This window comes from Priestia sp. 53B2, assembly GCF_056099005.1.
Map to the genome: position 1 here is coordinate 1 of NZ_JBLZXA010000029.1, position 26,022 is coordinate 26,022.

At 33.9% G+C, this 26,022-nt stretch carries 29 protein-coding genes; 17 read left to right on the top strand and 12 right to left on the bottom strand.

The features are described 5' to 3' along the window. Positions 1-1,082 precede the first annotated feature (1,082 nt). Positions 1,083-1,319: a helix-turn-helix domain-containing protein gene (locus ACN6NE_RS24255; protein WP_029325683.1), complete on the top strand. Its 237-nt coding sequence runs from the start codon at positions 1,083-1,085 to the stop codon at positions 1,317-1,319. 732 nt (positions 1,320-2,051) lie between these two features. Continuing rightward, the gene (locus ACN6NE_RS24260) at positions 2,052-2,510 is read left to right on the top strand and encodes an HTH domain-containing protein (RefSeq protein ID WP_474327799.1); all 459 of its coding nucleotides are present in this window, start codon (positions 2,052-2,054) and stop codon (positions 2,508-2,510) included. A gap of 279 nt (positions 2,511-2,789) precedes the next feature. Here ACN6NE_RS24260 and ACN6NE_RS24265 read toward each other — a convergent pair whose 3' ends face one another. Together ACN6NE_RS24265 and ACN6NE_RS24270 are read right to left on the bottom strand one after the other, a co-directional pair. After that, positions 2,790-3,626 carry an STAS domain-containing protein gene (locus ACN6NE_RS24265; protein WP_474327800.1) on the bottom strand — a complete coding sequence of 279 codons (837 nt, stop codon included), beginning with the start codon at positions 3,624-3,626 and terminating at the stop codon, positions 2,790-2,792. Between the two features lie 230 nt (positions 3,627-3,856). Further along, positions 3,857-4,168 carry a hypothetical protein gene (locus ACN6NE_RS24270; RefSeq protein WP_240702702.1) on the bottom strand — a complete coding sequence of 104 codons (312 nt, stop codon included), beginning with the start codon at positions 4,166-4,168 and terminating at the stop codon, positions 3,857-3,859. Positions 4,169-4,480: 312 nt separating this feature from the next. Between ACN6NE_RS24270 and ACN6NE_RS24275 the strand changes: the two genes are divergently transcribed. Continuing rightward, positions 4,481-4,720: a hypothetical protein gene (locus tag ACN6NE_RS24275; RefSeq protein ID WP_129709744.1), complete on the top strand. Its 240-nt coding sequence runs from the start codon at positions 4,481-4,483 to the stop codon at positions 4,718-4,720. Between the two features lie 51 nt (positions 4,721-4,771). Here ACN6NE_RS24275 and sinI read toward each other — a convergent pair whose 3' ends face one another. The 4 genes from sinI to ACN6NE_RS24295 all read right to left on the bottom strand — a co-directional run bounded on the left by sinI (position 4,772) and on the right by ACN6NE_RS24295 (position 7,361). Then, positions 4,772-4,903 (bottom strand): DNA-binding anti-repressor SinI, encoded by a 132-nt coding sequence (gene sinI, locus ACN6NE_RS24280; protein ID WP_129709746.1) that lies wholly within the window; start codon positions 4,901-4,903, stop codon positions 4,772-4,774. 415 nt (positions 4,904-5,318) lie between these two features. After that, positions 5,319-5,729: a YndM family protein gene (locus ACN6NE_RS24285; RefSeq protein WP_474327803.1), complete on the bottom strand. Its 411-nt coding sequence runs from the start codon at positions 5,727-5,729 to the stop codon at positions 5,319-5,321. Positions 5,730-6,001: 272 nt separating this feature from the next. Next, positions 6,002-6,262 (bottom strand): DUF3231 family protein, encoded by a 261-nt coding sequence (locus ACN6NE_RS24290; RefSeq protein WP_240702703.1) that lies wholly within the window; start codon positions 6,260-6,262, stop codon positions 6,002-6,004. A 256-nt stretch (positions 6,263-6,518) separates the two neighbouring features. Then, positions 6,519-7,361, bottom strand: a complete 843-nt coding sequence (locus ACN6NE_RS24295; RefSeq protein WP_182007513.1) for a manganese catalase — start codon at positions 7,359-7,361, stop codon at positions 6,519-6,521. 544 nt (positions 7,362-7,905) lie between these two features. Between ACN6NE_RS24295 and ACN6NE_RS24300 the strand changes: the two genes are divergently transcribed. The 3 genes from ACN6NE_RS24300 to ACN6NE_RS24310 all read left to right on the top strand — a co-directional run bounded on the left by ACN6NE_RS24300 (position 7,906) and on the right by ACN6NE_RS24310 (position 9,594). Next, the gene (locus ACN6NE_RS24300) at positions 7,906-8,181 is read left to right on the top strand and encodes a GNAT family N-acetyltransferase (protein ID WP_129709752.1); all 276 of its coding nucleotides are present in this window, start codon (positions 7,906-7,908) and stop codon (positions 8,179-8,181) included. 352 nt (positions 8,182-8,533) lie between these two features. After that, the gene (locus ACN6NE_RS24305) at positions 8,534-9,172 is read left to right on the top strand and encodes a spore coat protein (RefSeq protein ID WP_129709754.1); all 639 of its coding nucleotides are present in this window, start codon (positions 8,534-8,536) and stop codon (positions 9,170-9,172) included. Between the two features lie 257 nt (positions 9,173-9,429). Next, positions 9,430-9,594 carry a hypothetical protein gene (locus ACN6NE_RS24310; protein ID WP_165351740.1) on the top strand — a complete coding sequence of 55 codons (165 nt, stop codon included), beginning with the start codon at positions 9,430-9,432 and terminating at the stop codon, positions 9,592-9,594. A 1,326-nt stretch (positions 9,595-10,920) separates the two neighbouring features. On the opposite strand, the gene ACN6NE_RS24315 is transcribed toward ACN6NE_RS24310, so the two are convergent. After that, positions 10,921-11,433 (bottom strand): DUF3231 family protein, encoded by a 513-nt coding sequence (locus tag ACN6NE_RS24315; RefSeq protein ID WP_474327807.1) that lies wholly within the window; start codon positions 11,431-11,433, stop codon positions 10,921-10,923. A gap of 360 nt (positions 11,434-11,793) precedes the next feature. Here ACN6NE_RS24315 and ACN6NE_RS24320 point away from each other — a divergent pair, with 360 nt between their 5' ends. After that, positions 11,794-12,648: a manganese catalase family protein gene (locus tag ACN6NE_RS24320; RefSeq protein ID WP_474327809.1), complete on the top strand. Its 855-nt coding sequence runs from the start codon at positions 11,794-11,796 to the stop codon at positions 12,646-12,648. A gap of 244 nt (positions 12,649-12,892) precedes the next feature. Here ACN6NE_RS24320 and ACN6NE_RS24325 read toward each other — a convergent pair whose 3' ends face one another. Together ACN6NE_RS24325 and ACN6NE_RS24330 are read right to left on the bottom strand one after the other, a co-directional pair. After that, positions 12,893-13,102: an alpha/beta-type small acid-soluble spore protein gene (locus ACN6NE_RS24325; protein WP_061860438.1), complete on the bottom strand. Its 210-nt coding sequence runs from the start codon at positions 13,100-13,102 to the stop codon at positions 12,893-12,895. A gap of 438 nt (positions 13,103-13,540) precedes the next feature. Beyond that, complete coding sequence (locus ACN6NE_RS24330; protein WP_474327811.1) at positions 13,541-13,768, bottom strand: small, acid-soluble spore protein, alpha/beta type; 228 nt, start codon at positions 13,766-13,768, stop codon at positions 13,541-13,543. A 396-nt stretch (positions 13,769-14,164) separates the two neighbouring features. On the opposite strand from ACN6NE_RS24330, the gene ACN6NE_RS24335 reads away from it, so the two are divergent. Further along, positions 14,165-14,431, top strand: a complete 267-nt coding sequence (locus ACN6NE_RS24335) for a DUF1292 domain-containing protein (protein ID WP_474327813.1) — start codon at positions 14,165-14,167, stop codon at positions 14,429-14,431. A gap of 1,458 nt (positions 14,432-15,889) precedes the next feature. Here the strand turns inward: ACN6NE_RS24335 and ACN6NE_RS24340 are convergent. Genes ACN6NE_RS24340 through ACN6NE_RS24350 form a run of 3 tightly spaced genes read right to left on the bottom strand, consistent with a single transcriptional unit; the run spans position 15,890 to position 18,027 of the window. Next, positions 15,890-16,585 carry a hypothetical protein gene (locus ACN6NE_RS24340; protein ID WP_474327815.1) on the bottom strand — a complete coding sequence of 232 codons (696 nt, stop codon included), beginning with the start codon at positions 16,583-16,585 and terminating at the stop codon, positions 15,890-15,892. After that, positions 16,582-17,715, bottom strand: coding sequence for an FtsK/SpoIIIE domain-containing protein (locus ACN6NE_RS24345; RefSeq protein ID WP_474327817.1), 1,134 nt, complete (start codon positions 17,713-17,715; stop codon positions 16,582-16,584). The genes ACN6NE_RS24340 and ACN6NE_RS24345 overlap by 4 nt, the downstream gene beginning before the upstream one ends. Positions 17,716-17,727: 12 nt before the next feature. Continuing rightward, on the bottom strand, positions 17,728-18,027 hold the full coding sequence (locus ACN6NE_RS24350) for a hypothetical protein (protein ID WP_474327819.1): 300 nt from the start codon (positions 18,025-18,027) through the stop codon (positions 17,728-17,730). Positions 18,028-18,553: 526 nt separating this feature from the next. Here ACN6NE_RS24350 and ACN6NE_RS24355 point away from each other — a divergent pair. The 9 genes from ACN6NE_RS24355 to ACN6NE_RS24395 all read left to right on the top strand — a co-directional run bounded on the left by ACN6NE_RS24355 (position 18,554) and on the right by ACN6NE_RS24395 (position 26,009). Beyond that, complete coding sequence (locus tag ACN6NE_RS24355) at positions 18,554-18,829, top strand: GlsB/YeaQ/YmgE family stress response membrane protein (protein ID WP_200509026.1); 276 nt, start codon at positions 18,554-18,556, stop codon at positions 18,827-18,829. 31 nt (positions 18,830-18,860) lie between these two features. Continuing rightward, the gene (locus ACN6NE_RS24360) at positions 18,861-18,986 is read left to right on the top strand and encodes a hypothetical protein (protein ID WP_474327822.1); all 126 of its coding nucleotides are present in this window, start codon (positions 18,861-18,863) and stop codon (positions 18,984-18,986) included. Between the two features lie 369 nt (positions 18,987-19,355). Next, on the top strand, positions 19,356-19,835 hold the full coding sequence (locus tag ACN6NE_RS24365) for a site-2 protease family protein (RefSeq protein ID WP_474327824.1): 480 nt from the start codon (positions 19,356-19,358) through the stop codon (positions 19,833-19,835). 931 nt (positions 19,836-20,766) lie between these two features. After that, the gene (locus ACN6NE_RS24370) at positions 20,767-21,441 is read left to right on the top strand and encodes an SOS response-associated peptidase (protein ID WP_474327826.1); all 675 of its coding nucleotides are present in this window, start codon (positions 20,767-20,769) and stop codon (positions 21,439-21,441) included. Between the two features lie 246 nt (positions 21,442-21,687). Continuing rightward, positions 21,688-21,930, top strand: a complete 243-nt coding sequence (locus ACN6NE_RS24375) for a hypothetical protein (protein ID WP_230185615.1) — start codon at positions 21,688-21,690, stop codon at positions 21,928-21,930. A gap of 492 nt (positions 21,931-22,422) precedes the next feature. Then, entirely contained in the window at positions 22,423-23,598 is a 1,176-nt protein-coding gene (locus ACN6NE_RS24380) for an acyl-CoA dehydrogenase family protein (protein WP_474327828.1), read from the top strand. Positions 23,599-23,626: 28 nt separating this feature from the next. Then, positions 23,627-24,493 carry a transporter substrate-binding domain-containing protein gene (locus tag ACN6NE_RS24385; RefSeq protein WP_474327830.1) on the top strand — a complete coding sequence of 289 codons (867 nt, stop codon included), beginning with the start codon at positions 23,627-23,629 and terminating at the stop codon, positions 24,491-24,493. 81 nt (positions 24,494-24,574) lie between these two features. Continuing rightward, entirely contained in the window at positions 24,575-25,282 is a 708-nt protein-coding gene (locus tag ACN6NE_RS24390) for an amino acid ABC transporter permease (protein WP_474327832.1), read from the top strand. A gap of 13 nt (positions 25,283-25,295) precedes the next feature. Then, the gene (locus ACN6NE_RS24395; RefSeq protein WP_474327834.1) at positions 25,296-26,009 is read left to right on the top strand and encodes an amino acid ABC transporter permease; all 714 of its coding nucleotides are present in this window, start codon (positions 25,296-25,298) and stop codon (positions 26,007-26,009) included. The last annotated feature ends 13 nt before the right edge of the window (positions 26,010-26,022 follow it).

Below are 26,022 nucleotides of genomic sequence, written 5' to 3' on the forward strand. Positions count from 1 at the left end.
GGCGCTTAGATGAGCCGTTGACGATTGAAAAAGGGTCAAAGATCTTAAAAGATGGATACCGTCGTTATGTTGTGGCCAAAACGGTGAAAATGGATCAAGTTCCTGTTGTCTATGAATATCAAAAGTAGATAGCTATTTCCGAGTTCAGTTTCTTCACTCTTATTAAGCTTTTCAAAAAAGACATCATAGTTGCGCAGCTTGGGAATCGAGTCTATTAACTGCAATCAGTAAGAGGCACCCAATTGAACGGTTTTTGGGTAGCAGTAAAGATTTTAGTGAACACCCTTATGCGAATATGGTATAAGTTGCTGCGAAGCCTCTCTGGAGGAGCAGGGATGTAATTTTCATAGTGAGAACATGCCTATATCTAAATCAATTCCTATTGCAAAGCTGGCATGGAGAAATTATTTATAATTAAACTTTCATTACAATAAAATCAATCTTATTCTTAATTTTCTGGATTAGGAAGAATCATATGAACGTGATCTAGTTACTTTAAGGATTGCTGATAATCTTAGGAGATTTTTAGAAAAGTTAACGTCTAGGAAACAATAAAAGGTTTTATATTACTATTCTATAAATAATAATATTTGTAACTAAATTCCTTGGTTGATTACATTTAGAGCCAATAAAATGATGACTTTTACATATTTTAAAATAATTGCTATATTGATACAATGAAAGAGACTTTTCAAGTCAATAACCCTAAGGATTAACTTCGTTAATCCCCTGTTTCCAATTTTGGCTTATTTGCTAAAGGGCTCGCATTCTATAATGCGGGCCTTTTAATTTAATAAATCCCTAATTTCATAGCATACCTATAACAAAGACCGCCCATTATGTATTAGTGTATAAGGCGGTCTTAACTGTATTCATGCTATATGTTTATGACAAAAATATCGACATTATTCTAAATTATCTCATGAGTTTTTATTACAACTTATACTGATGTCTTAATAAATGATATGATAGGGAGCTTGTACAAAATTCCCTTTTCTTAAAAAAATTTATTTTTATTTATTAGTTTATAAAAGGGGATTTTTGTACAAGATTAAATTAAAAGGGTTAAAGGAGGGGTAGTTTTGGTTGAACAATGGTTCGGATTAGGAAAAAAGCGTAGTAAGTTTGGAAAATGGCTTGATAGACATGGAGTATCGCAATCTGTTCTCGCTGACAGAACAAAACTAAGTACCTCAACCATCAGCCACCTAAGTACAAATAAGGATCGTGTACCTAATTTGAAAACTGCAAGTAAGATTATTAAAGAATTAAGAAGACTAGATCCTAATATTAAGAGTGAAGATTTTTGGGATATTTAATAAACGCATTAATTTTGACAGGCATTTTTATAGGATTCCAATTTCCTAGATTATATTTTAAAAATGTATATTCATATTCAGTTCTAGGTTCATTATAACGCTTATAGGCTACTTGTGTAATTTAGAAAGGATTTAAGTGTGTAGGACAACAGAAGAAAAAATAGCTGCTTGCTCTCCAGGTTGTTACTGGAACGTCTTCCAATCCTCTAAAAAGAAAAACTCCTTATAAAGCCCAATCTGAGCTCTAAACACTAATTACGTTGGATTCTAACCCAAAAGGGTGATTCTATGGAGATATAAAAAAAGATATGGTTCCACCTCTCCTTTTCATCCAATTGGCTTATATTTGTCAATGACATTCTTTGGAGCATCACGCGAAAACAATTGTTTATAGACATCTAAATATAAAAAGAAATGGAATGTTTTTTAAACATTCTTTTTGATTTTGTAATCTAGAAAACAATAGATTGTCAGAATTTTCGTTCGTGTTTTTTCTGCTTATTAATTTCCTCCGTTATTATATCTAATTTCTTTTTAATATTATCCAATTGTTCATCAGATTCAATTAAATTTTTCAATCTTAATTTTTTCTATTTGTAAATATTTCAAATATCGAATTAATTACCTTTATAGCTAAACTTAAATTACAGGGATTTATATATGCAGGATATTTAATTAGGAATCATGAATATATGAACCTAAAAGCATAATGAAAGTAGGTGACTTTTATTTATGTTAGTAGGTGAAATGCTTAATAAAATTATAAATAAAGAAATAACAATTAATGAATTAGCTACAATATACAGCGTTACTAATCAAACAATCCAAAGAAAGATTAAAAAATTAGGTTATGAATGGGACAGGAAAAAGTCTAGTTATAAATATATAGGAAAATCACCTCAACCTTTAGACACTGATTTTAGTACATTATTTTGGGGAAAACAGGCTAGTAATTATAAGCACAGTCAGGTTAAGAATAAAGACAAGAAGAAAGTCAGTTACAGCAAGGGCACTAGTGACATACTAGATGTCTTATTGGTAAGAACGAAAGCGCCATCTAAAAGAGTATATCAAGGCTTTTACTTCGATAAAGACGTATTAAGTATTATAAATAGTGTTCCTAAAGATTATAAATCTGAACTAGTAAATGAAGCGTTAAGAAAGGTATTCAAGGAGAAAGGGTTACTCTAACCAGCCATTATCTATCATAACCTTTACACCATCTTCTGCATATTTAGCAATTTTCGCAGACAAGCGAACATAATGGTTTATGTTGATGTATTATATACGAAGTTAGTTTCATAATGTGCATTATCAGTACTGTAGTAAAACAACCCTAGAGTTATATCTCTAGGGTTATCTAAGTAATCATTGCTAAGATAGAATAAAACTTGTTTCCTTTTTCAATACGATTGTATTTTCATAAACTGATCTGCATTTCCACAAGTAGAGAAAACTTCTCTATTGCTTCTACAGTCGGTTCTGTTCTAGATATTCTTTTAAAGTTTGCTGTAATGTTCCTTTTGCTTCTGCCTTGTCCTCAAAAGAGATTCCTGAGTGAATCATTGTTCGCACCAAGTCAGCACGTAAACCTGTAAGGATGGCTTTACTTCCCATCATTGAAATACCAGTTAATATTTTTTGAAAATGGTCAATAACATGTATCTCTATGTTGGCAATTCCAGACAGGTCTATAATTAATGTTTGAATCTTTAAATTTGAGATGCCCATCAATACTTTCTCCTCAATCGTTTGGATGCGATTGAGGTCAATCATGCCGATCAACGGCAGTACAGCTACAGATTGGCTAAGTGGTATAATGGGGACCGATAGATTTTCAACTAAGTCCCTTTGGGAGGCAATTAATTCATCTTTATACTTGGAATAACTAATGAGAAAAGTGTTAAGAAATTGATCAATCCTATCATTAATTCGCTTCTCTAAGGCATAAAATTCTTCACGGCCATTAAAATGGTTATTTATTCGATCATATTGATAGAGAAAATGCCATAACGTTCGCCTAATAGCCTGTACCCATTCTAGTTTGAAAGCAAGAGTTAAGGCATGCTCTGCCCAGGCTACTCCTTCTTGTTGAGCGAAAGCAACGAGTTGTTCTTCTTTTTGTTCTACAACATATAGAGATAACTTTTGAGCATTTTTCAAAAGATCAATATTTCCAGTTTCTAAAATATAGTTAATTTTAGAGGCTACGTTAACCGCCTCAGATAAGAGTTTATCCTGGAAATTCTGTTTGTTGTCTCTAATAAAATCGGTCATTTTCTCTCTCTGATTATAAATAGTTTCCATTTTGAATACACCCCTTATTTGTTCATTGATTATCGTATCCTTAGTTAGTATCCCTAAATGAATGATTATCAATTTTCATTTTCAGTCTTTGTATATAAACGAACGTCTTCCTTCTTTGTACTAACAACAATTAGATATGCTTTTAGATAAAAACCAACAGAGCTTTTATAATGAATCTTTAAATCTGGATATATCCATGGTCTTACTCACTTTTTTAACATGATAAGAGGTTAATTAAGGTCATGTTCGCTAGCTGATATCCATTTAGATAGTTCATTAAAAATGTCCTGAACTTGTTCTTTATTTAACGTGTTAACATTCTCCCATGCACTAGAAATATAAGTCTCTAGATAGTTTGGATAGGAAATGGATTCAGTAAGGAGGGCTTTATAAAACAAAGGATTACCGCCTTTATCTACTTCACCCTTATATCTATAATTTTCAAACGTCCAACCCTCTTTTGTTTTTTTAAACTGATAAAGGTCCTTAAGTCGCCCCTGAGGGCTATAAATTCGCATTTTGAATCTAGATGCACTACTCAACTTCTGATACCTCCTACCTCCTCAAAATATCAATTTTAAATAAGGATTTTTATATTTTCACCCCTAAAACATGTATTTGATATCCATCTTTTATTCCATATATCTATAGTTTCTGCCTATGTTGCGTCTGTCATATAACATCTAATCCCCATACAAAATTACATTCTTTTGTTTTTTTACAAATTTATTTCATTTTTGAAATCTTTATGTCAATTATTAGAGGTAATAACTTATAAATATACCCTATGTTAAAATAGATTAAACTTTAATTTGCAACATTTTTTTAATAGTGAGAAGGGGGCTCAGTGATAGATGACAATAATTAAAATCAAAGAGATGTTAGAAACTTTATTACAGTATAAAGATAGTGAAATTATTCATACCATTCATAGTGTACATAATACCTTCTCCCTTAGCTATTCTAAAGAGCTAAAGACCTTTCAATTGAGGAATGTTAAAACGGGTGAGATTGAACGTTTTACAGATTTAGATACTGCATCTATAGCTTTGTATAAAATAATAAGTACTCGGGAAAAAGAAGTCACTGAGTAATAAACTACTTTTAAGGTTTAGATAATGAATTTTTTAGAAAAAGAGCCTGCATCATTTAGAAATAGGCTCTTTTTGATTTGAATATATAAATTCCTTTATTTCTACAATTGAAAGACCTAATTGATAAGCTTCTTTCATAAGACTAATCCATTCCTGGTCAAGCTTATTCTCTTCTTCTAGCACACGCTTCCTCCAACTTTCCTCATTCAGATTAATTAGATTTTAATATTCAACAACAATACATTAGAAATTGATACTATTTATTCACCATATTTCTTCTCATTTCCTGCAATATAAGTCTTTTTATATAATTAATTAAGATTAAGTGTAGAAAAAAGTAAATTTAAGGAATTGTTATTGAGGATTTGAGCAAACTAAACAAGGTGCAATACAGCACCATCTAATGACTACTGTTAATTCAACATACAGAAAAAGACCATCTCTTTTGACTGGGAAGAGATGGTCTTTTTTTTGTATGTAGTATGAACTCTTAATTATCATAATCACACCTCTCAAAATTAAAAAAGAGCCGTTTATTATAATACGGCTCCTTTTACTAATTTGTATACTTTTGATGGTTTCTTCTCCTATTAATAAGTTATTTATTATATGTCGTATCGGTATGTCTATAATTATCAGTGTTAAGAACATGTTTATCTAGATACTTATGGAAGAACCATTCACCGGCGGCTATAATAATTGTTGATACTATAGAGCCCTGAATAATCGTGCTGTTATTTTCAGAAAAGGATGCGACCATTATCCAGATTACTAAAAAAGTTAAAATAAGATCAGAAATTGTAGCGATAATGTTTCGTTTTTTGTAGTCTGAGTCATCAGCAGCATTTCGATATACTAGCAAATCGCCAAGAGCGTAAGCAACAACTGTGAGGACCAAACTAATCAGCATGCTGTCACTAAAATCATAATTATAAATGCCTGTTAATATGATACCTAAGACTACAGCGCTCATTACAAATTTTATAACAAGAGCTTTTAGATGTTTCATCTTATCTTTCTCCTTCCTTTCATTAGCTTGTTAGGGTTATATACCCAATTAAAAGGAGAATAACCTCTTTTGGATTGAAGAAAGCATCGTCTATAATAAGACTAATTTTTAGATGGCATAATATAATATCCTACGTCACCTAAATCAATATAATGTTCATTATTGCTGCTTACAAAAAAGCCCTTTCAACAAGGGCTTTTTGAAGCATTTTATATAATGGATTTTTAAAGTGTTACGTACCATTATCAACTAGAATCTTTTTATTAATTGGGCTACTTTCCTTTTAAAGCCTTTCTATTTGGCGCCTGAGGCGGTTTTTCTAGCCAATGGCGGTTGACCATAATATTAAATCCCTTTTCAGCATACATTAATATTTCTCCAATTACTTTACTATAATAAGTAGCTAAATCCAGCCTCATAGATAAAGATAAAGCATGTCCAATAAGTGTCACATCAATGGAATTTAAAAAATGAAAAAGCGCAACGATCAGCTTGTCGGAAAAAGGAGAAACAGTTGAAGTCGTTACTTCCATTTAAGATGCCGTAAGGCATTCTTCCTTTGATAAGATAAGTGTAACAGAAAAAACTACTGAACAGCATGGTCAGTAGTTTTTCTGTTTTAGCTAAATAAGTGCTGCACTATTTTCAATACATTAATTATTATAGATGATTAATCCTATCTTCGTAATTTTCGGCAAAGTGGGGTCTATGCAAAAAAGTGAGCAATTATTAACACTCTAAGAAAATAAAAACAGCCCTCGTAAATGAATTCAAGGGCCTCTTACTAATTTATTTAGATAATACTTGCTTATGAGTTAAATCATGATGTAAGGCTGTATTAGGAACCTCAGGATTAGGAATCTGTCCTTTTGCTACAGGTTCCTTAAGATATACATATTCTCCACTTCCATCAGGTGCGCTTCCAGTAGCCCATGGTCCTGCTTCAGATTCAGTTCCTTCTGAAAGATTCCAGAATTCATATGCTTCGGGTTGGGATTCTTTTTCAGCTTCAGGAGGGAAGGATGCTGGAACAACTACCCCATTTTTCTCTTCTAGTTCTTTTATGGCTTCCATCCACTGATATTGATGATAACGATCACGTGCTAGCATCTTTCGGAAAGTGGCACGTACACCTTCATCTTTTGTCATGTGATAAAGCCTAGCTACTTGAAGTCTCCCTTGGCTTTCTGCATGTAAATTGGAACGCATATCTGCTAATAAATTTCCACTAGCAACAATATATGATCCGTTCCAAGGCACCCCATTTGAATTAGTAGGTAAACCGCCAAGTCCACTGACTAATAAGTGTTGGGGATTGATTCCACCCATAATAGCTGCTGTGGCAGGATCTTTGGCAGCTTCTGCTTGATCCTCTGGAGAAGCACCGTCTAATAATTGACTGATAAGTGAACAGAGCATTTCTACATGTCCAATTTCTTCTGTTCCAATGTCCATTAACATATCTTTATATTTTTCTTCTCCACGACAGTTAAACCCTTGAAAGAGATACTGCATCATCACCGTCATCTCTCCAAATTGTCCACCTAATACCTCTTGGATTTGACGAGCAAGCATAGGGTCAGGACGATCTACTTTTACTTCAAATTGTAATTCTTTTTGGTGACGAAACATATTAACTCCTCCTTTAGGTTCTTTATATTGTTTAGTTTTTTCTCTTTTTTCCAGTACCCTGTTCTCATATGAGTTAATCGTTTGGTCTTCATTTCTTGTGCTTCTAGTAAGAAAATAGATAATAAAACCTATTAAAGCTAATAAAATCGTGAGAAAGATACTTGGGGGGAAATATAATGTATCTATCTTGAAGGGCAAGGTTTAGAAAAAGAAGACTACTGTATAGGGAGCAATAGTCTTTCTTTATTTTCAAGTTATGTATCATATACACCTCTAGCTAAACTAATGTACTTTTAAAGATACAGATTGAGGAGAGAATCAAAGCGATTTGTCGCAAGTTCAAGCTAAATAATACAAGGGCACTCCCTCCTGGAAAGGAAGCACCCCATATCAATTAAAACTAGGATAATATCTCCTAAAGGCACCTTAGCCGTTAAGTAGGGGGACGATACAATTCGATGCTAGTCATTTAAAAAGTTTATAAGTATTAAAAAAAAGACATAATATAAAAAACCTTATTTTAATAGAGGGAGGAAATATTAAAATGATTAGTATTAAAAAAGATGCGAACACTTTTTATATAGGAGAGCAGGGGAAAAAAGATGCAGAAATACATTATGTTCCAACTGAAAAGGATAAAATTATAGTGGATCACACATTTGTTTCAGAAAGTCTGCGAGGTCAAGGAGTTGGAGAGGCATTAGTTAAAGAAATAGTCGAATTTGCTCGGGAAGAGGGAAAAAAGATTATCCCATCGTGCTCTTTTGTAAAGAATAAAATTGAGCATAATGAAGATTATCATGACGTTTTAGCAAGATGATTATGTCCCTATTAAGTCGACAGTAGTAAAAAGTCCTCTCCTTCAGCTTTCATGATAGTAGTTGGTAGTAAGATGAATAAGAATCCTGTATATATAATGTATTTCCGGTTTATATAAAACATCTTACAGTGATAAAGATTATATACATTTTTTCGAATGTAAATACCTTATTCGGTAGAGATAAGTATCTTATAAGGTATTTATCCTTCATGTATTAAGTCCTTGAAGTCTATTTCGGGGGCTTTTTTGTTAAACCTTTATCATCATATATTAGATACATGAATAATTTTCTTCTCTTTATATAAACTAACGACGTTACATAATCTAGTACAAGTAGGAGGAATTTTACAGAATGGAAAATCAACCAGGTCAAACACATCAAAATATGCATACGGGAAATGTCCCTCCCCAAATGAACCACGGAGGACATGAGGTGTTTGATGTACAAGAAGTATTAACAGGAGCAATAGATACATTAAACACGTACACATTATTAAGCCCACACGTAAAAGATTCAGAACTAAAGGATATCTTGAATCGCCAATTTCAATTTATTCAACAGGAATATAACACAACACTAGAATGCTTCAAAACAGGTCAAGATCCTTCAACACCTACACAGAGCTATAAAATGAAACAAGGCAATGATTTTGTATATGGACTTAAGCCTTCTCAGCCTAAGAAACCATTACAATCTGCGTCAGAAATCACAGATGAGTGTATTTCTAGTCTCATGCTGGGTGCTGTAAAAGCATCAGCACCTATGAAAACGATGGCGGCTCTTGAAACAACGAATCCCGTTGTACGCCGTGTATTAGCTGATTCTGTTCCAAATTGCATTGAGATGGCTTATGAGATTTCTCTCTATCAAAACAAACATCATTATTACCAAGTACCTCAGCTTGCTCAACAAGATATGCAGCAAATGGTCAATGCATTTGCACCTGCTCAAGGTCAACCACAAATGCCAAATAATAATACCACTCATTAATATTAAAAGAGATAGCTTTGGCAGATTACTCGAGGGGTTATAAAAATTCCATCCTTTAGCTCAATATATGTAGGAAAAACTCCTGATTGGTCCCAGGAGTTTTTTTGCCTTACAGGTATACTTTTTAAATATTTCGAACAAACTTTAAAATATACTTCAACAGTATAAATCAGAAAGAGCTATCTTGTATTCGCCAGGGCAGTTCTTTTTGATTTTTTATCAATGGGGATGTAAGGAAGGTGAAAGGAGATCTTGTTATGATCAATACAGAGGAGTATTTATTATTTGAACGAGAGCTACATCGTTTAGAGAAAGAGTATGATAAATATAGCATTGATGATATAAGATTGAACCTCAGGGAAGATATCATTCTTCTAAAGAAAGCAATTTATTTGCTATCAATAAAACATTTACAAGATTAAATCAAAAAGTATACATAAATTACTTATATTTGTACAAAACATTAAAAAATACATCCCATATATACTTGGTCAGAGGAATATCCGTTTATAACGATGTTTTATTAGGGCTTATACTTGTGATAACAGGAAAGTTCTATGATAGAGGGCATTTCTTTCACTTCCTTTTTAAAAGATATCTCATCAATTAGGAAACAAAAGAAGAAGAGTCTTTTCCTATTCAGAAAGGGACGCTAATTTTAAAGATCACATGTGTGTCCATTAACTTTATCATACTACTTATTGGAAATTTAATGTATATTATATAACTGATAGAGCAGACTATTCTAGAAGTGAAGTTCATTCACTACCTACCTTCTTAAATAGAAAACCCTACTGATGAGGTGCAGTAGGGTTTTCTACGGATAAAATTATAAGATAATTAAAATAAACCCACTATACGCTAAATAGTGAGTTTATTTCCTTCTTACCTTTGAATGTTGAGTCCCTAGGGAAGAAGTTTTTTTAAGCCTTAATTAAAATGTATGAACGTCTTAGACTCTAAAGAACTACTTTCATATACAGTTTTTTTGTTGTTTCTTCGTATAGCTTTTCATTTCATGGGCATATTAATCTAGAGGTCAATATATGATTTCAAAACAACTTCTAATTACGCACTATTTGAGGGGAAAACTACTGATTAGGCACCAGTAGTTTTTTTCTATTTTGAATAAGTATTACTAAAAAGAGCACATCCTAACTACGTTCTAAATAGCCAGCATTTTTTTCTCATTTTAAAAGTTTAATTCTAAAAGAGGACTAGCTTTTCCGAACTCTAGATTATATAAAAATCATTATTTTCAGGAACTAGTATTTATAATACAAGATGAATTTGTGCAAACTACTTATGATGCTATAAGGCATTAAATAAATACACCTCGTATAAAACCAGTGAAAGAACCATCCTTTCAACTGGTTTTATATGTTGATATAGGTTATAAAAGGAATACATGTGCAGCTTCTTATAATAAGCAGTAAAATTAAATTTGAAGTTTTATAAATGAACGAAAAAAAAATGCTATTGAGATCCCCAGTAACATTTTTTTTTATTATGTATAGTTATTAATCAAGTTAAGCAAACTACTCAAGACGCCGTGAGGCTTCAGTCCTTTGCTTAAATAAATGTATCAGAAAAAGACTATCTCTTTTTGACTGGGAAGAGATAGTCCTTTTCTGTTTTTAGACTATATACGCCATAGGCTCCTAGTTACCATAATGTACTTTATCGAAAATAAAGAAGGTGTCCCTATTTGTTAAGACATAGCTTTTTATTCTATAAAAAGCTAATCATTAACAATCCGTTTGTTTAGACTTATGAAGTGGGGGAGGAACTAACCAGCCCTTTTCTTTATTAAGTCGTAAAAACTTTCCACCAAGAGCTACTTTTTGCATGTGAATTTGTGCAAACATGGCCGCAATATCTTCACGAATAGATTGGCCGATCAATTGGCTACAAGCAACTAGACTAGCAGCGATATCCATTGAAATAGCCGCAGCGACTTCGGGATCTTGAACACGTGCTCCAACTGGAATATCATCTAAACATGCTTCTGGACGTTCAGGTGGAGTAGGCGGTAAAGCCACACCGTTCTCTTTTAATAGCTTTTCTACACCTTTCATTTCCTGTTGGCATTGTTCAATCGTTTCTTGTACTAATTTATGTAGATCCTTGTCTCCTACATGATTTAAAAATGTTTGATAACCAGCCACTAATCCTTTTGAGACAGAAAGAAATGACCATGTTCCAAACACCTCTCCATAATGCATTGGCTCATCTGTAGGATTTCCACTTAAAATACCCATTGTTATCCTCCTTATGATATTCATGATAATGTGCTACCTTTTTTTGCTATGCACATACTTAACATTTCCATACCTTGTTTTCTTATTCTTCTAGGTATAAAAAAAGGTACTGTATCGGTGAATACAACGATCTTTTTTAAGCATACTATTCGAGATGCATAGCCGAGCGTCAACCACGATACCCTTGTTATAGAGAGAACTGCCTTCTTAGGCAGTTTTTTTGATTTATCTATGCCTATATATATTAGTAAGATAGAAAAAACTAACTTAGATTCTGTAGTCATTTGCTAAGGGAATAAATAGAGAAATAAGTGGAAAGATAGATAACGTTATACACTCTATAAACGAAAGGGAATGGCTATGTATTACTATAAAGAAGAACTAATTAACATCATTAAGCCAGATAAACCAGATCCAGCAGCCGCAAAAGTCCTACAAGAAATTCTAGGAGGACATTTTGGAGAAATGCGTACGATGATGCAATTCTTTTTCCAAAGTTCTAATTTTAGAGGAAAAGAGAAGCAATTTCGTGATTTACTAAGAGGCATATTCCTAGAAGAAATTAGCCATGTAGAACTCGTGCAAAATACCATTAATCAGTTATTAAACGGATCAGGTGAAGAGATGCCAGGGAATGCAGGCTCTGATCAAGCACCATTAGATGAAGCAGTTAAACATGCGAATCCTCATCACTTTATTATGGGGGCTCAGAGCTCTCTACCTGTAGATGCAGGAGGGAATCCATGGAATGGCTCTTGGGTATACAGCCATGGAAACTTAATTAGTGATTTACTAGACAACTTAGTACTCGAGTCAACGGGTGTGCTTCAGAAGACAAGAATTTATGAAATGAGTTCCAATCAAACCTTCCGTGAAACGCTTGCGTTTCTAATTGTTCGAGATAATGCTCATCAAAATGCATTTGCTAAAGCATTAGAAACATTAGGCGTGAATTGGGGCAAACTTTTCCCTGTTCCTAATTATGACATTAATAAATATCCAGAATGTCGTAAATATGTCGAGATGGGTTATCACAACATGCAGTTTAACTTTAGATTAGACCCGACACGAATTGGTGAAATAATTCAGGGTGAATCTCCAAGTCGCAACAAAGGCACATTATCGGTAGCGCCGCCACCAAAAGGCTTCCCTGTCCCTGAATTACCAGAAATGCCGAATGAACATAGCCCAGGTTTACGAGATATGGATTTTTGAGTATTCGTAAATGAAGAAGAAAAAAGCCCTTGGTACGGCCATACCAAGGGCTTTTCACTCGATTATTTAAATAGATGAAAGTAAGTTATATCTTACTGAATCCCCAGGCTAAAAAAGAAAAGAAGCTTGTTCCCTTACAAAATAAATTATTTACTCTCTCTATGTAGGTGTTTTTCGTTTTTTCCTAAATAAAAGGAAGAATGGTTTTCCATTCCTCCTTCAGCCATCACGTTATAAAGTTGTCTTAGAAACGTCCACCACCAAGTTGTTGCTCAGCCATTTGTACAAGACGCTTAGTGATTTCGCCACCTACTGATCCGTTTGCACGTGAAGTCGTATCAGCACCAAGGTTTACACCAAATTCGCTCGCGATTTCGTATTTTAATTGGTCGATTGCTTGTTCAGCACCACGTACTAATAATTCGTTGTTGTTGCTGCTTTTGTTGTTTGCCATGTTGTGTCACCTCCTTGTTTTTCTTAAGTTTCCTATTATACAAGGAGTACATACATGGTAATTAATGGATGGATAAATCCTCATCCATTGATCATACTAAAGGATAGAAACAAATTACGCTGTAAAAAGTGGAATTACATGTTTCATTTCCTTGTTATAAAATCTATACACTTGCCATGTGTAGGAAAAAGAATGACACCTTGTTTGTCATTCTTTTTTCTGTTGGTAGGTATATTTTTAAATAAATGAATTAAACTATTTGAGATCCAAGGGATCAATTTCGTTGTAAGTTCATAACTAAATTCTCCTTAAAGTAGAACAAAAAGACTGTCTCTTTTAGAGACAGTCTTTTTGTTCGATAAACAACGGAAAAGTTACCTGCCAAAGACAGGTAACTAAAGCCATAAAGAGTATTAAATTTAAATGTGCGCTTTCAAATTAACGAGAAGTACCTGATTGTCCTGAGAAACCACCAGCTAATTGTTGTTGAGCTGTAGCTACAAGACGTTTTGTGATTTCCCCACCTACTGAACCGTTTGCACGTGCAGTCGCTTCAGCACCAAGGTTTACACCAAACTCACTCGCGATCTCATATTTCATTTGATCGATTGCTTGTTCAGATCCGCGTACTAATAGTTGGTTACGACTTCCACTGTTGTTTGACATATCATTTCACCTCCTCCATGTGTATACTTCTAGCGTGTGCTTTTGTCTTGATTACATGCAAGGGAAGTATTGGCTGGATAAAAGGTACTTATCTCGTAATAATAAAGAACGTGATGGATTAATCTCTTAACGCAAACTAACTGGGATAGTGATATTTCCTTCACTTCCTTGTAAAAATAACATTTGCCATGTGAAAAGAGGATTACAATAGCTATTGTAATCCTCTCTTTATGAAAAGTTTATTGGCTTATATTATCTCTAAAAAAGAATTATTATCTTTAGTAGTTAACGAAAATGAGTAGTCCGTTTGGCTATTAATCCTAATTATGAGTGGTTATAAAAACAAATACAGACGGGGAAAGTAACAGCGAAGGTTTCTAATGGAGGTGACAGAAAATGAATAACGAAGAAAGAGACTTCGTGACAATTGAAGATGAAAACGGTATTGAAAAACAATATGCAGTTGAGGCTCTATTTGATATGAAAGAACAGACTTACGCTTTGTTACAATCGAATGGAGAAACTTTATTGATGCGTGTTGAAGAAGACGATAACGATGAACAATATTTAGTGGGCTTAACTAATCCGCAAGAGCGTGAGTCTATTCTAGATGCTTATCAAATCGCCGTAGAAGCAGCACCTGCAGAAAAGAAATCCCATTAATTATATAGGCTGGACTGAATTTTTAAGGAACACTCTTTTTTTAAGTTTGTTTCTTTTTTTGATAATTATAGAACAAATAATAAGTGATAAAATGAGTGAATTATTCATGACACCTTGAGGTATCGATCCTTAAAATAAGAGCGTACATCTCAAGAAAGAAAAAAACTCCCTTACTCGCATAAGGAAGTTTTTTCTGTTTTTGGACTGTATATACTATGCATGTTTAGTTAACATAATCACTCTTTCCAGAAGGTAACAAAAAAACAAACCCTTAGTCTAAGAGGGATCTTTCACTTTTTTCAATTTATCGTTTATGCAAGGTTTTATATATTGTGGATAGGATAGGCTTTCTGTTAATTTAGTCCATGAAAACAATGTATCAAAGAAAATAGTATGAGGAGATTCTTATGGATATGAAGAATAGGTTTTTGAGCATAGATAAGGAATAGTTTTATACAGGAGCGTAGAGTCATGACTTACGAACAGTACTGGAAAAACATACATGCAATCAGTGACAAGATGAATTCTTCATTTATTTCTTATTGAGTTGAATATTCAGATTGGGGAACATGGCAATTTTGGGTATTACTTGCTTCGCTAGTCTTACCTCTCGTATAAATAGGTATTTAATTGGAAGGATGCTGTTGTAGGCTTAATAGAAAAAGGTATGTAGTATAAAAAATAACGAAGAAGCACATGCTATAAATGGTCGGCTACTTTGCTTGCTGACGAATCGTTTCTCCTTTCAACTTTAGAATTCTAAAAACACTCTCGTGTGAGGGTGTTTTTAATTTTTATCAGATATAGTCTTAGATAGAAAACACAATAATGAATATCAAAGGAGATTGACTATATCTTTTGACTAATGGCTCATGACCTTTGTGTATAGTATGCATTTCATAAAAAACACCCCAGAGAGGGGTGTTTTTTATTTATATACTCCACAATAAATTAACTTCTGAGGTTTCTTATAGCTAGATAAAATAATCTTTCTAAAATTGAGATAGTGACTAATCAAAACTAACTGACTCTTCATAGTAGTATGCAGAGTAACTTTTATTAAATTAATATTTGTTTTAGTCAATTACTCCATTTTCCTCTTTCTATTTTACATCATTGTTATGTTACACGTTGAATTTTTTAAACCATTTCATTCAATTACCTCTTCCGGTAGATTAATTTATCGTTTGTAGACTTAAACATTTATTTATTTTACAAATAATGATAATTGGTTGTATAATTTGAACTATAATATTACATGAAAGAGAAGGGGTAAGGTATATGTTAACAAGACATGAATCCCTTTTATTTAATAGAGAACTTGTATTTTTAATGCAACAATTCTCAAGTTGTAGTGACCTCACCATTAAAAAAGGTATATATGCCCAAATTAATCTTTTACTTCAGGTTTTAGATAAAAAATATTAAGCTTTTTCGTTTCTAATGTAATGTGAACACTTATAGTAGGTTGATTTTAATCCCTGTAGAAGAAGAATGTATTCTTGTTTTTTCTTGTTTTTTTTGCTTCTGAGAACCCCTGTATTTCTCCATGAGCTCATGAATACTTGCTACTTGGATAATTCGAAGATGATTGGAAGACACAGCGTATCGAATAGCCGTAATTAAGATAACAGAAGGAAATATAGCTGTTTGATTCCCTGGCTGCCAGTACAACGTTTTCCACTCATCTGAAAAGAAAAACTCCTCATAAAGGTTAATCTTCGCTTGCATTTTCTGTTCGGAATACTGATTTCTCTGAATTTCAATCCAAAACGGAGATCCTTTAAAAATACAAAACAGATCCGGTTCAATGCCCCCTTTTCGTCCGGTGGGCTTATCTTCGACAATGACATTCTTAGGCACACTATACGTACACATTTGCTTATAGACATCTAGAATCGAAAGGAAATGTAGTATTTTTTGAGAGTTCTTTTTGATTTTGGCATCCACGGGCAAATATACCGTCGGAGAATACTGCTGTGTGCGTTCAATGAGACCTAAACGATACAAACGTACCATCACACTATTACACGCATTAACAGGCGATTTCAGCTGTTTAAAGAACAGTTCCACTAATGAGTCTCGATCTACAGCCCGAAACTGATTGATAAACCCAATGATGTCTTTATCACGCTGAGATAGTCGAAAGCTCATCGCTGTTCCTCCTTCTCTAATAACCCAAAGATCGACTGTGGCACGACCTCTAATTGCGGTTCAGCGTCTTTCATACTTGTTTTATAAGGGGAAAGCATTTCCTTACAAGCCTCTTCATCTAAGAAATAGGCTTGAAACTCTTTCACGTCATCAATCTTAATTTTCATACGACCCCTGGCAGCTGCATCAATTTCTTCTGCTCCGAGTACTCCGGCTACTTTCGCATTCGTCGCATCAGCTTGCCTTCCAGAAATCCGCACCCTTAAATTGGCTTTTAACGCAGAGTTTAATAAATCAGCATCCGGACGTTGCATGGCAATAATCGTATGAACACCTAGTGCACGGCCTTGGCTGGCAAACTGTTGAATCATCTCTACAAGATCTGTTTCTCTCTTCACGATGGACATTTCATCAATTACCACAACGATACGAGGGAGCTTAAAAGGAAGTCTGCTGATGTGAGTCACACCGTGCTCTAATAGTAAGTCGCCTCGTCGATACATTTCAGCCCGAAGTAAGGCAAAAGGTTTTCTCATATCTTTCGCTTCAAAACAAAGCGCATCAACGTGATCAATTCCATGAAATAACCCTAAATCGGCTCGTTTAAGGTCTACTAACACTAAGCGCAAGTCTTCAGGTGAGGCATACTTTACCCATGTTGTGAGGATGACACGCATTAAGCTGCTTTTTCCAGCTCCAATTTCACCCGATATCAGTAAGGTTTCTAAATCCGCAAAATCCCATGAAACAGGGTTTCCATAGATATCTTGACCAATACATACGGGAAGCTCCATTTTCTCAATATGAGGATGAATGATCTCATAACTATAATTGAGCATCTTAGGTAAGCTTTTGTGATGAACGGTGATGCTAAAATTCTTTAGGCTACCATTTATCTCAATGTTGCTGCCTAATACTTGCCGTAATGCCCACCTTTTTTTCGTTAAAAGCTCCGGGTCGATCCCATTTAGTAAGGAAAAGGCATACCGCGTATAGGTGTAATGATGATCGATTTGATGAATTTTTGGAAACAGATAGGAAGTACGGTCTCCATGTTTCACCACCCGATAAATCTCTGCTGTACGAAACGCTTTAATTAATTGGCCACGTAATTTGAGCTTCTCAAACATCAGCATTCCTCCTCAAAACATAAATGTCGCAAAAAAGTAAATCAAGGCGCTATAGAAGGTAACAGGCAATATAAAGCGCATGACCTTTGAAAACTGATCAACTAAATCAATGACACCCCATCGCTCTAATATTCGCTCAATGATAGCAATCCCTAAGACGATGCCTCCTATAGTAAGAATGGTGGGGTCAAGCATGGCTAGTGGACTAAACGGAACAAAGGAACAAGCCCTGAAGGGACGAGGTTTTGTTGAAGATTTAGAGGATGGTTTATGGAAGAAGTTTTGAAAAGTATTATAATGCGTTTTTCTCATGTTGATACCTTCTTTCACTCTTTTAATTTTTTTGCTTTTGACGTACCTGTTTTTTCAGCTCAATGCATCCGGTCGCCCCCTTCGCCTCTTCGGCTCAGCTCCCTTACAGATTCCATAAGGGGCTTCACTAGGCGTATAAAGCTTGTATTAACGAGGTAGCGATACTGAACTAGCTACTAAGTAGATAACGAAGTTAAGATTCTTTAGATACTATGTAGCTACTGCAGTAAGCTTGCCTGTCCAATCGAAAAATAAAAAAGAACCCTTACTGCAGTAGGTAAGGGGTAGCTGATTATGTAAGAAGTAAGGGGTTTTTATATGCTGGGGGTTGTCCTAATAGCTTATTCTTCTTATGAAATGGACGAGACATTTGATGTTGTCCAAGAGAACAAAAATAAAGGGCAAGCAAAACTCCATGATCTTATGACATAAAGAGAAAAAATTTATAGAGGAAAAAAATAACAGGATTAATGAGTTTTAGCCGGGGGTAAAGTCAACTAACTATTTCAAAAGGAGAGAGAGATTTATGGAAATTCTATGGATGCTAATTGTAGGTGGAATTATCGGTTGGCTTGCCGGTTTAATTACAGGACGTAACGTTCCTGGAGGCATTATTGGTAATATTATTGCTGGTTTTATTGGGTCTTGGTTAGGTGGTCTGATCCTGGGAAGTTGGGGACCAGTTATTGGTGGTTTTGCCATTATTCCAGCCATTATTGGAGCAATCATTCTAGTGTTAATTGTAAGCTTTGTTCTAAGAAAGATGGGACAAAAAAACAATCATGGTCATCATGTAAAATAAACCGAAAAAAATTAAATTGGAGTGATTAAAAATGAGAGAAGAAAGTAAGCCTGTGTTAGATGATTTTGTTGAAGATGATCAATTCGAATTAGAATCTTACCTTACTTATTTGTTCGATCAAATTAATCATGATAGCGAAGTTCTGTCAGAACTTTAATGAGAAACCAGATATTTCATTACAAAGAAAAAGATAAAAAAATAATAAATCAGAATATAACATAAACGACCTTAGTAACTTTGGTTACGATACATAGGGTCGTTTATTGTTATGGAGAATGTTAAAAAATAAAATGAAGATTTTCTTCAAAGCTCAAAGATTATTAATTACTTTCACTACTGCTTTAGTAAAAAACGATTGGTCCTATACTTTGATTAAAGTCCTTTCGAAGTGCCAAACGAAGGATTATACATACGATCACAAAGGCACATTCTTTGTTGGGAAAATCTGTTCACTGTTAACAAGAATTTATCTACCTTAATAAGCGAACTATTTAGTAAATCATTTCATAATAAAGGGGATGGAAGTGTGTTTGGATTCAGTGATATGCCTAAGTTCTTGTTTTCTTTCTTACTTGTATTACCACTTGTATCTCTGGTTCACCAATTAGGACATTCTATCATGGCAATTTTTTTCGGAGGGAGAGTGGATTTTACTATTGGAAAAGGAAAAACCATTTTTAAATGGAGAAAAATTAAAATAAAATCAGTCTACTTTTTAGATTCTTTTTGTGTATATGAAAAACTAAAATACGATAATCGATTTACCCATGCTTGTGTCTATGCTGGAGGTGCCATTGCTAATTTAGCTTCTATTTTCCTTATAAATGGTTTAGTTATGGCTGACATCCTTTCAGCAAGTCTCTTTTCTTACCAGTTTGTCTATTTTTCTGTTTATTATATTGTCTTCTCGCTATTGCCTATTAAATATACGGAAACAAATTCAAGCGATGGACGTGCTATTTATGATGCATTGAGATATGGAGAAATAACATGTAACCCTGATTAATAAAGTTGGAATAATGATGTGAAACGATGGGTTTGCAAGCTACATGGGATTCCTTTTTACGTAATAAATTAGATGATAAAAATACAATTATTTTAAATAATATGGTTAATTCAGCAATTAGTGTTGATGTTGATAAATAATTGATATCAAAAAACCTTCTACTCCTGTCAGGTAGAAGGTCATTTGTGTGATTGAAATGTCATTGTATACCCTGCGAGAAAGGTAACACATTTATTCATTACCAATAAAATCATACTTTAAACAGATTACATAGGGAAACCTTCTATCCTATAGATAGAAGGCAAGATAGAAACATACTATAAGCAAAGGTAGATGACTTAGATAACTTTAAATTTATTTTTATACCCAGAAGGAAAGAACTTAAACAAATAAAAACCCTTCTACTCATAGAGGGTAGAAGGTCACATGGATCACATACTGTTAAAAAAAGTTAGTTGATTATAGATTTTAACCCAAAAAATAAAATTCAAACATCTTACATAAAAAAATATCAATATGTAAAATACATTGTATTTCTTCTGATGCTAGAGGTTGGGCTATTGGCCTTTATTTTTCATGAGATAGTCGAAAAAACAAAGAATATCCCATCAACTGAATACATTAAGTTAGAGTCACCATTGAAAGACGTTTGTATAAGGCATTGGTTATGAATAGTTATTCTGTACGAACACAAATAAAATGTGAACCATATCGGATTGGTCTTGTCATAGGTAGGCTTACGATTGAAAGCGATGGAAAAGAGTATCATTCTTTAGGAGCGCTAAAAGCACATGATTGAAAGAAAGATGCTTATTCGAGGAAACGAGGATATAAAGTAATGCGCATCAGTGGTAGCAGCATTGTAAATTGTGTACCTTAAGTTCTAAAGAGAGTTAAAAAAACATTAAATAAAAAAAGAGAAGGTGAGAATATGTGTGGAAGATTTTCTTTAGCAACAGATATATATAGGATTCAAGAGCAGTTTAACTTTGAATTTAATGATGAAGTCACAATTAATCCAAGGTTTAATGTAGCTCCCTCCCAACAAATTCTAACAATAGGATTTAATGGGGGAAAAAGAATTGGAATAACGATGAAATGGGGACTAGTACCTTCGTGGTCTAAGGATAGTAAAATTGGATATAAGATGATAAATGCACGAGCCGAAGGTATTGACCAAAAGCCAAGTTTTATGACACCTTTTAAACGCAAGAGATGTTTAATTGTAAGCGATGGATTTTATGAATGGAAAAAAGAAGGAAAAAACAAGCAGCCTTTTCGATTTGTGATGGAAGATGGCAGGCCATTCGCATTTGCTGGCCTTTGGGATGAATGGGATAAAAATTGTGAGCCCCTTTATTCGTGCACAATTATAACCACAACCCCAAATGAAATCACGCAAGAAGTTCATAATAGAATGCCTGTAATTCTTGAAGAAGATGCATATGATGTATGGATGGACTCTAAAATGAATGATACAGAGTATCTTAAATCACTGCTCATTCCTTTTCCTGCGAAAAAGATGAAATCATATCCTGTATCTACAATTGTTAATTCACCGAAAAATGACGTTGCGGAGTGTTTATCTCCGGTTAACAGTTTATAAAGTAACACAGTCCAATTCTCAATATTGTGTACAATGTTGTTGATCTATAGTCCCTGGACTTCTAGGGATGGAACCATTATATAAAGCCATGCAGATCGGTGGCAGCAGCGTAAATTGTACACCTCAAGTTTTAAAATACACCTTTGCACTAAGTATAATCTCTCAGCCTATGCTAGTCGCAAACCTAGTGCTAATTCATTTGTACTATCCACTAATATAAAACTTGAATTTTTAAGGAGAGAGATAATGGGTACATTATTTAATCAAACACCACGAAAAGATTATTTTGATAATGATGCTGTTAAATTTCTTGATACAGTAAAAACTCTTGCAAGAGATCATGGCCTGACAGTTGAAGAAACCTGTCGTATTTTAGAACTATCTATGAAAATTGATGATTATGATCGCAAAGATGAGCAATTAGCCGGATTGGGACGATTAATAAAGGATTTAATTGATGAAATTTCTATGCTAAGAGAAAAGTTATAACATGATAAATTAGAAAAAACACCTAGAGAGTAAGGTGTTTTTTCTAATTAAAGAGGGTTGAACACAGTTAAACTAAAAAAGTGAAAGTCAAATTATTTTAGGTAAAAACGAACATCAATTAGCTCACTAACCTTATTATCAAGACCTTATCCGGAAATTCAGCATAGTCATACACTTTATCAAGATCGATTTCTTGCTGCTGTTTCCCTTTCATATTGATCACTCTTTTTCGATTAACCCTTGTTAGGCTATTACAAGAATTGAAGGTGAAATTATCTTACCAAACCTAAGGTCTGATTTTGTTTTTATCCCTCATGTTCATCATTGATATCATCATTTTATTTAATTTCTTGACTTAAACTAGGACCAAGTTATCTTCTTAAATTAGGATAATAAAATCATAAATTTATAAAAAATAAAATTTAGTTGTTTTTTTTTTACATAAAACCTAGTAAACTTATAAAATATATAAGGTATATAGGAGGGTCTGAATTGAAGGAATTGTTTATAAATAGCGACAAACAGCGCGACTGGTTAAATCGTCTAGAAAATATCAAGAGAAACATCGTTGAGAATTCAGAAGGTACGGATAAGTTAGCAAAATTTCCGGTAGAAAGCTTCCAACTATTAAAAGATATAGGTTATACAAAAATCACTCTTCCTACCAACTATGGGGGGGAGGGATTATCAGTTTACGATATGTTGTTGCTTCAAGAAACACTAGCTAGCTATGATGAAAATACTTCCTTAGCAATGGGCTGGACATTAGGAGTTATCGGTGATCTTTATGCAAATAAATTATGGTCGGATGACTTACTTGAAGAATTTGCGGAATATTTAGTCGATGGAACTATTGTGAATCGACTTGTTAGCGAGGCGGCAACTGGAAGTCCGACTCGTGGAGGAAGACCAGGTACAAATGCTAGGCGTACAACAAACGGTTGGATTATTAATGGTCGCAAATCCTTTTCTACAGCCTCACCTGTCTTAGACTATTTTTTGACGTCTGCTTGGATTGAAGAACAGCAGCAAGTAGGTTTTTTCCTAATAAATCGTAATACTCCGGGAATCTCTATCGATGAAACTTGGGATGTTATTGCAATGCGAGGAACTGGTAGCCACGACGTTGTTTTTGAAGAAGTTTTGGTAGAAGAAAAGTATTTAGTGGAGATTACCCAGCGTCCAAGTGGCGGGTTGATTAATGGATGGCAGCTACATATTCCTGCTACTTACCTAGGAATTGCTCAAGCAGCAAGAGATTACGCTGTAAACTTTGCAACTCATTATCAACCTAATAGTTTACAAGCGCCAATTAGTACACTCCCTCATATTCAACATTTAATCGGAGAAATTGAATTATATTTGCAAAAATCTCGTTTTGTACTTTATGGCGTAGCAGAAAGTTTTGATGATCCGAATCGTAGGGAGCTACTAACAAATGAAATAGCAATTGCAAAATATACTGTTACAAATAATGCACTTACAATTGTTGATAAAGCAATGCGAATTGTTGGAGCAAAAAGTTTACAAAATACAAACCCGTTGCAGCGTTATTACCGAAATGTACGAGCAGGATTACATAATCCTCCTATGGATGATATGACAATTACAAAGCTTGCTCAACAAGCTATCCAACAACAACAAATTAAAGATACTATCAAAAGCTAAAAACTAAAAATGGGAAGGGGATTTTAAGATGATTTTTAAAAAAATATTTGGGATAACAGCAGTAAGTGTTATGACAGCAGGATTATTAGCAGGTTGTGGTTCTAATACTACCTCAAGCTCTTCAGCTGATACAGGATCTTCTAAAGTTCATACAATAAAAGTAGCCTATGAACTAGGCTCTAAGCCTACTACCTATCAGGATGATGCAGGAAAGCCCGCAGGGTATGACATTGAAATGATGAAAAAAATTGATAAACTACTTCCTGACTATCAATTTCAATACATTGGAACATCAAGTGATGACCTTCTTATAGGGGTTGAACAAGGAAAATACGATGTAGGTGTAAAAGGGGCGTTCTATACAGATGAACGCGCACAAAAGTTTCTTTTTCCCAAGGAATTTATGGGTTTGAATAAAGCAGGATTAGTTTTGAAAAAAGAAAACGCAAATATTAAGTCTTTAGAAGATTTTGCTACAGCCAATCTTTCGTTAGCTCCAATAGCTACCAATAATGGTCAATATGCTGTAATTCAAGAATATAATGATGCTCATCCGGATAAAAAATTAAAACTTAAAGCCAGTGATACATTTGCAATTGATATCGTACAATGGGTAAACGAAGGTCGTGCTGATGGTGGAGTCATGATGGAAGGAGCCTTTAATTCCCAAGTAGTTGATAAAGATAGCCCTTACCATAATCTTAAAAATGATGTTGTATTTAATGGATTTGCAGTTATCAAAACATGGCCTTTGTTTAATAAAAAAGAACAGGATTTTGCAGATGCTTACGATAAAGCTGCAAAAAAACTGAAAGATGACGGAACAGCTGCTAAATTAATTAAGGAGTATACAGGTGGTAATTTGTTTGAATTTTCAGATCAGATAAAAAGATAAAATTCCTGCGATTATAGAGTAAAAGCTGTTTAGTAATGGCTATGCAGCTTTTGCTTATAAAATTTAGAAATGGTGAGTGTTATGGAAAAATACTTTGATATATCTTATATTTGGACCGCATTACCTTCACTACTTCCTTTTTTACAAGTTACACTTTTTGTGTCGAGTATAACTATTTTAACAGGTACTCTTTTAGGATTAATATTAACCATCTTCAAGTTAAGCCATAATAGGTTACTTAATAAAATTGGTAATGGCTATACCACAATTATTCGTTGTACGCCATCCATCGTATTATTATTCCTTGTTTACTATGGTATTCCAAAATTAGCAGAAGAATTTAATGTTAATTTACAAAATATAAATACAGCCATTTTTGTCATCATAACGTTTACGTTGCAATTTGCTGCTATAATGTCTGAGGTTATTCGTTCAGCCTACCAATCAATTGACAAAGGACAATATGAAGCAGCAGTAAGTGTTGGTTTGTCTCCATTTCAAGCATATTGGCGTATTATCTTTCCACAAGCACTTGTTACTGCTTTACCTAACTTTGGAAATGGCATCATTGCTGTGCTACAGGAAGGGGCTTTAGCCTATACGATTGGATTTATTGATATTGTAGGTAAAGCTAACTTAATGATTACAAATAATATAAATGCCCATGCTTTAGAAATCTATATTGCCTTAGCTATTATTTATTGGGCATTGTCTTTACTGATTGAGAAGTTTTTTAGCATATTAGAAAAAACTTTCAGCAAAGGCAAAAAAACATTAGAAACTACATAAAGGAGGAGTAATTTTGTCTCAAGGTCTTAACTATGAATTTCTAATTGATACATTTTTTGTAGCTCTATCAGGGATATCTATTACCCTCCTAGTTACTATTGTATCTTTAATCGTTGCACTTCCTTTGGGATTTCTGCTGGCCATGACACGAATTAATCGAATTCCAGTTATTCAGCGAATTGCACAAATATATGTTTCCTTCGTAAGAGGAACACCCATTATTATTCAAATTTTCATTATCTATAGTAGCATTCCACTGATTTTGAAAGCATTTTTTGATAAATATAATATTCAATTTGATATTTATAAGATAAATCCAATTTGGTATGCCCTTATTATTTTTTCATTTAGTACCACAGCTTTACTCATTGAAGTTTTTCGTTCAGCACTTGGTACTGTTAAAAAGGAACAATTAGAAGCAGCATATTCGGTTGGTCTTACAACTTTTCAGGCTTATAGGAGAATTATCATCCAGCAAGTACTAGTCGTTGCACTTCCAAATTTGTGTACAACTACTGTAAATCTGATTAAAGCAACTTCCTTGGGATATGCGATGTCTTTACCAGAAGTCACATTAAATGCAAAGGTAGCCGCGAATATGGGTTACAACTATGTGGAAGCTTATATAGATATTTTTATTATTTATCTTATTTTATGTATGACTGTCGAGTACATTTTTAAAGTACTAGAAAAGCGCTTAAGCAAATATAAAATAGCGAATGCTTGATGCAGAGAAAGGA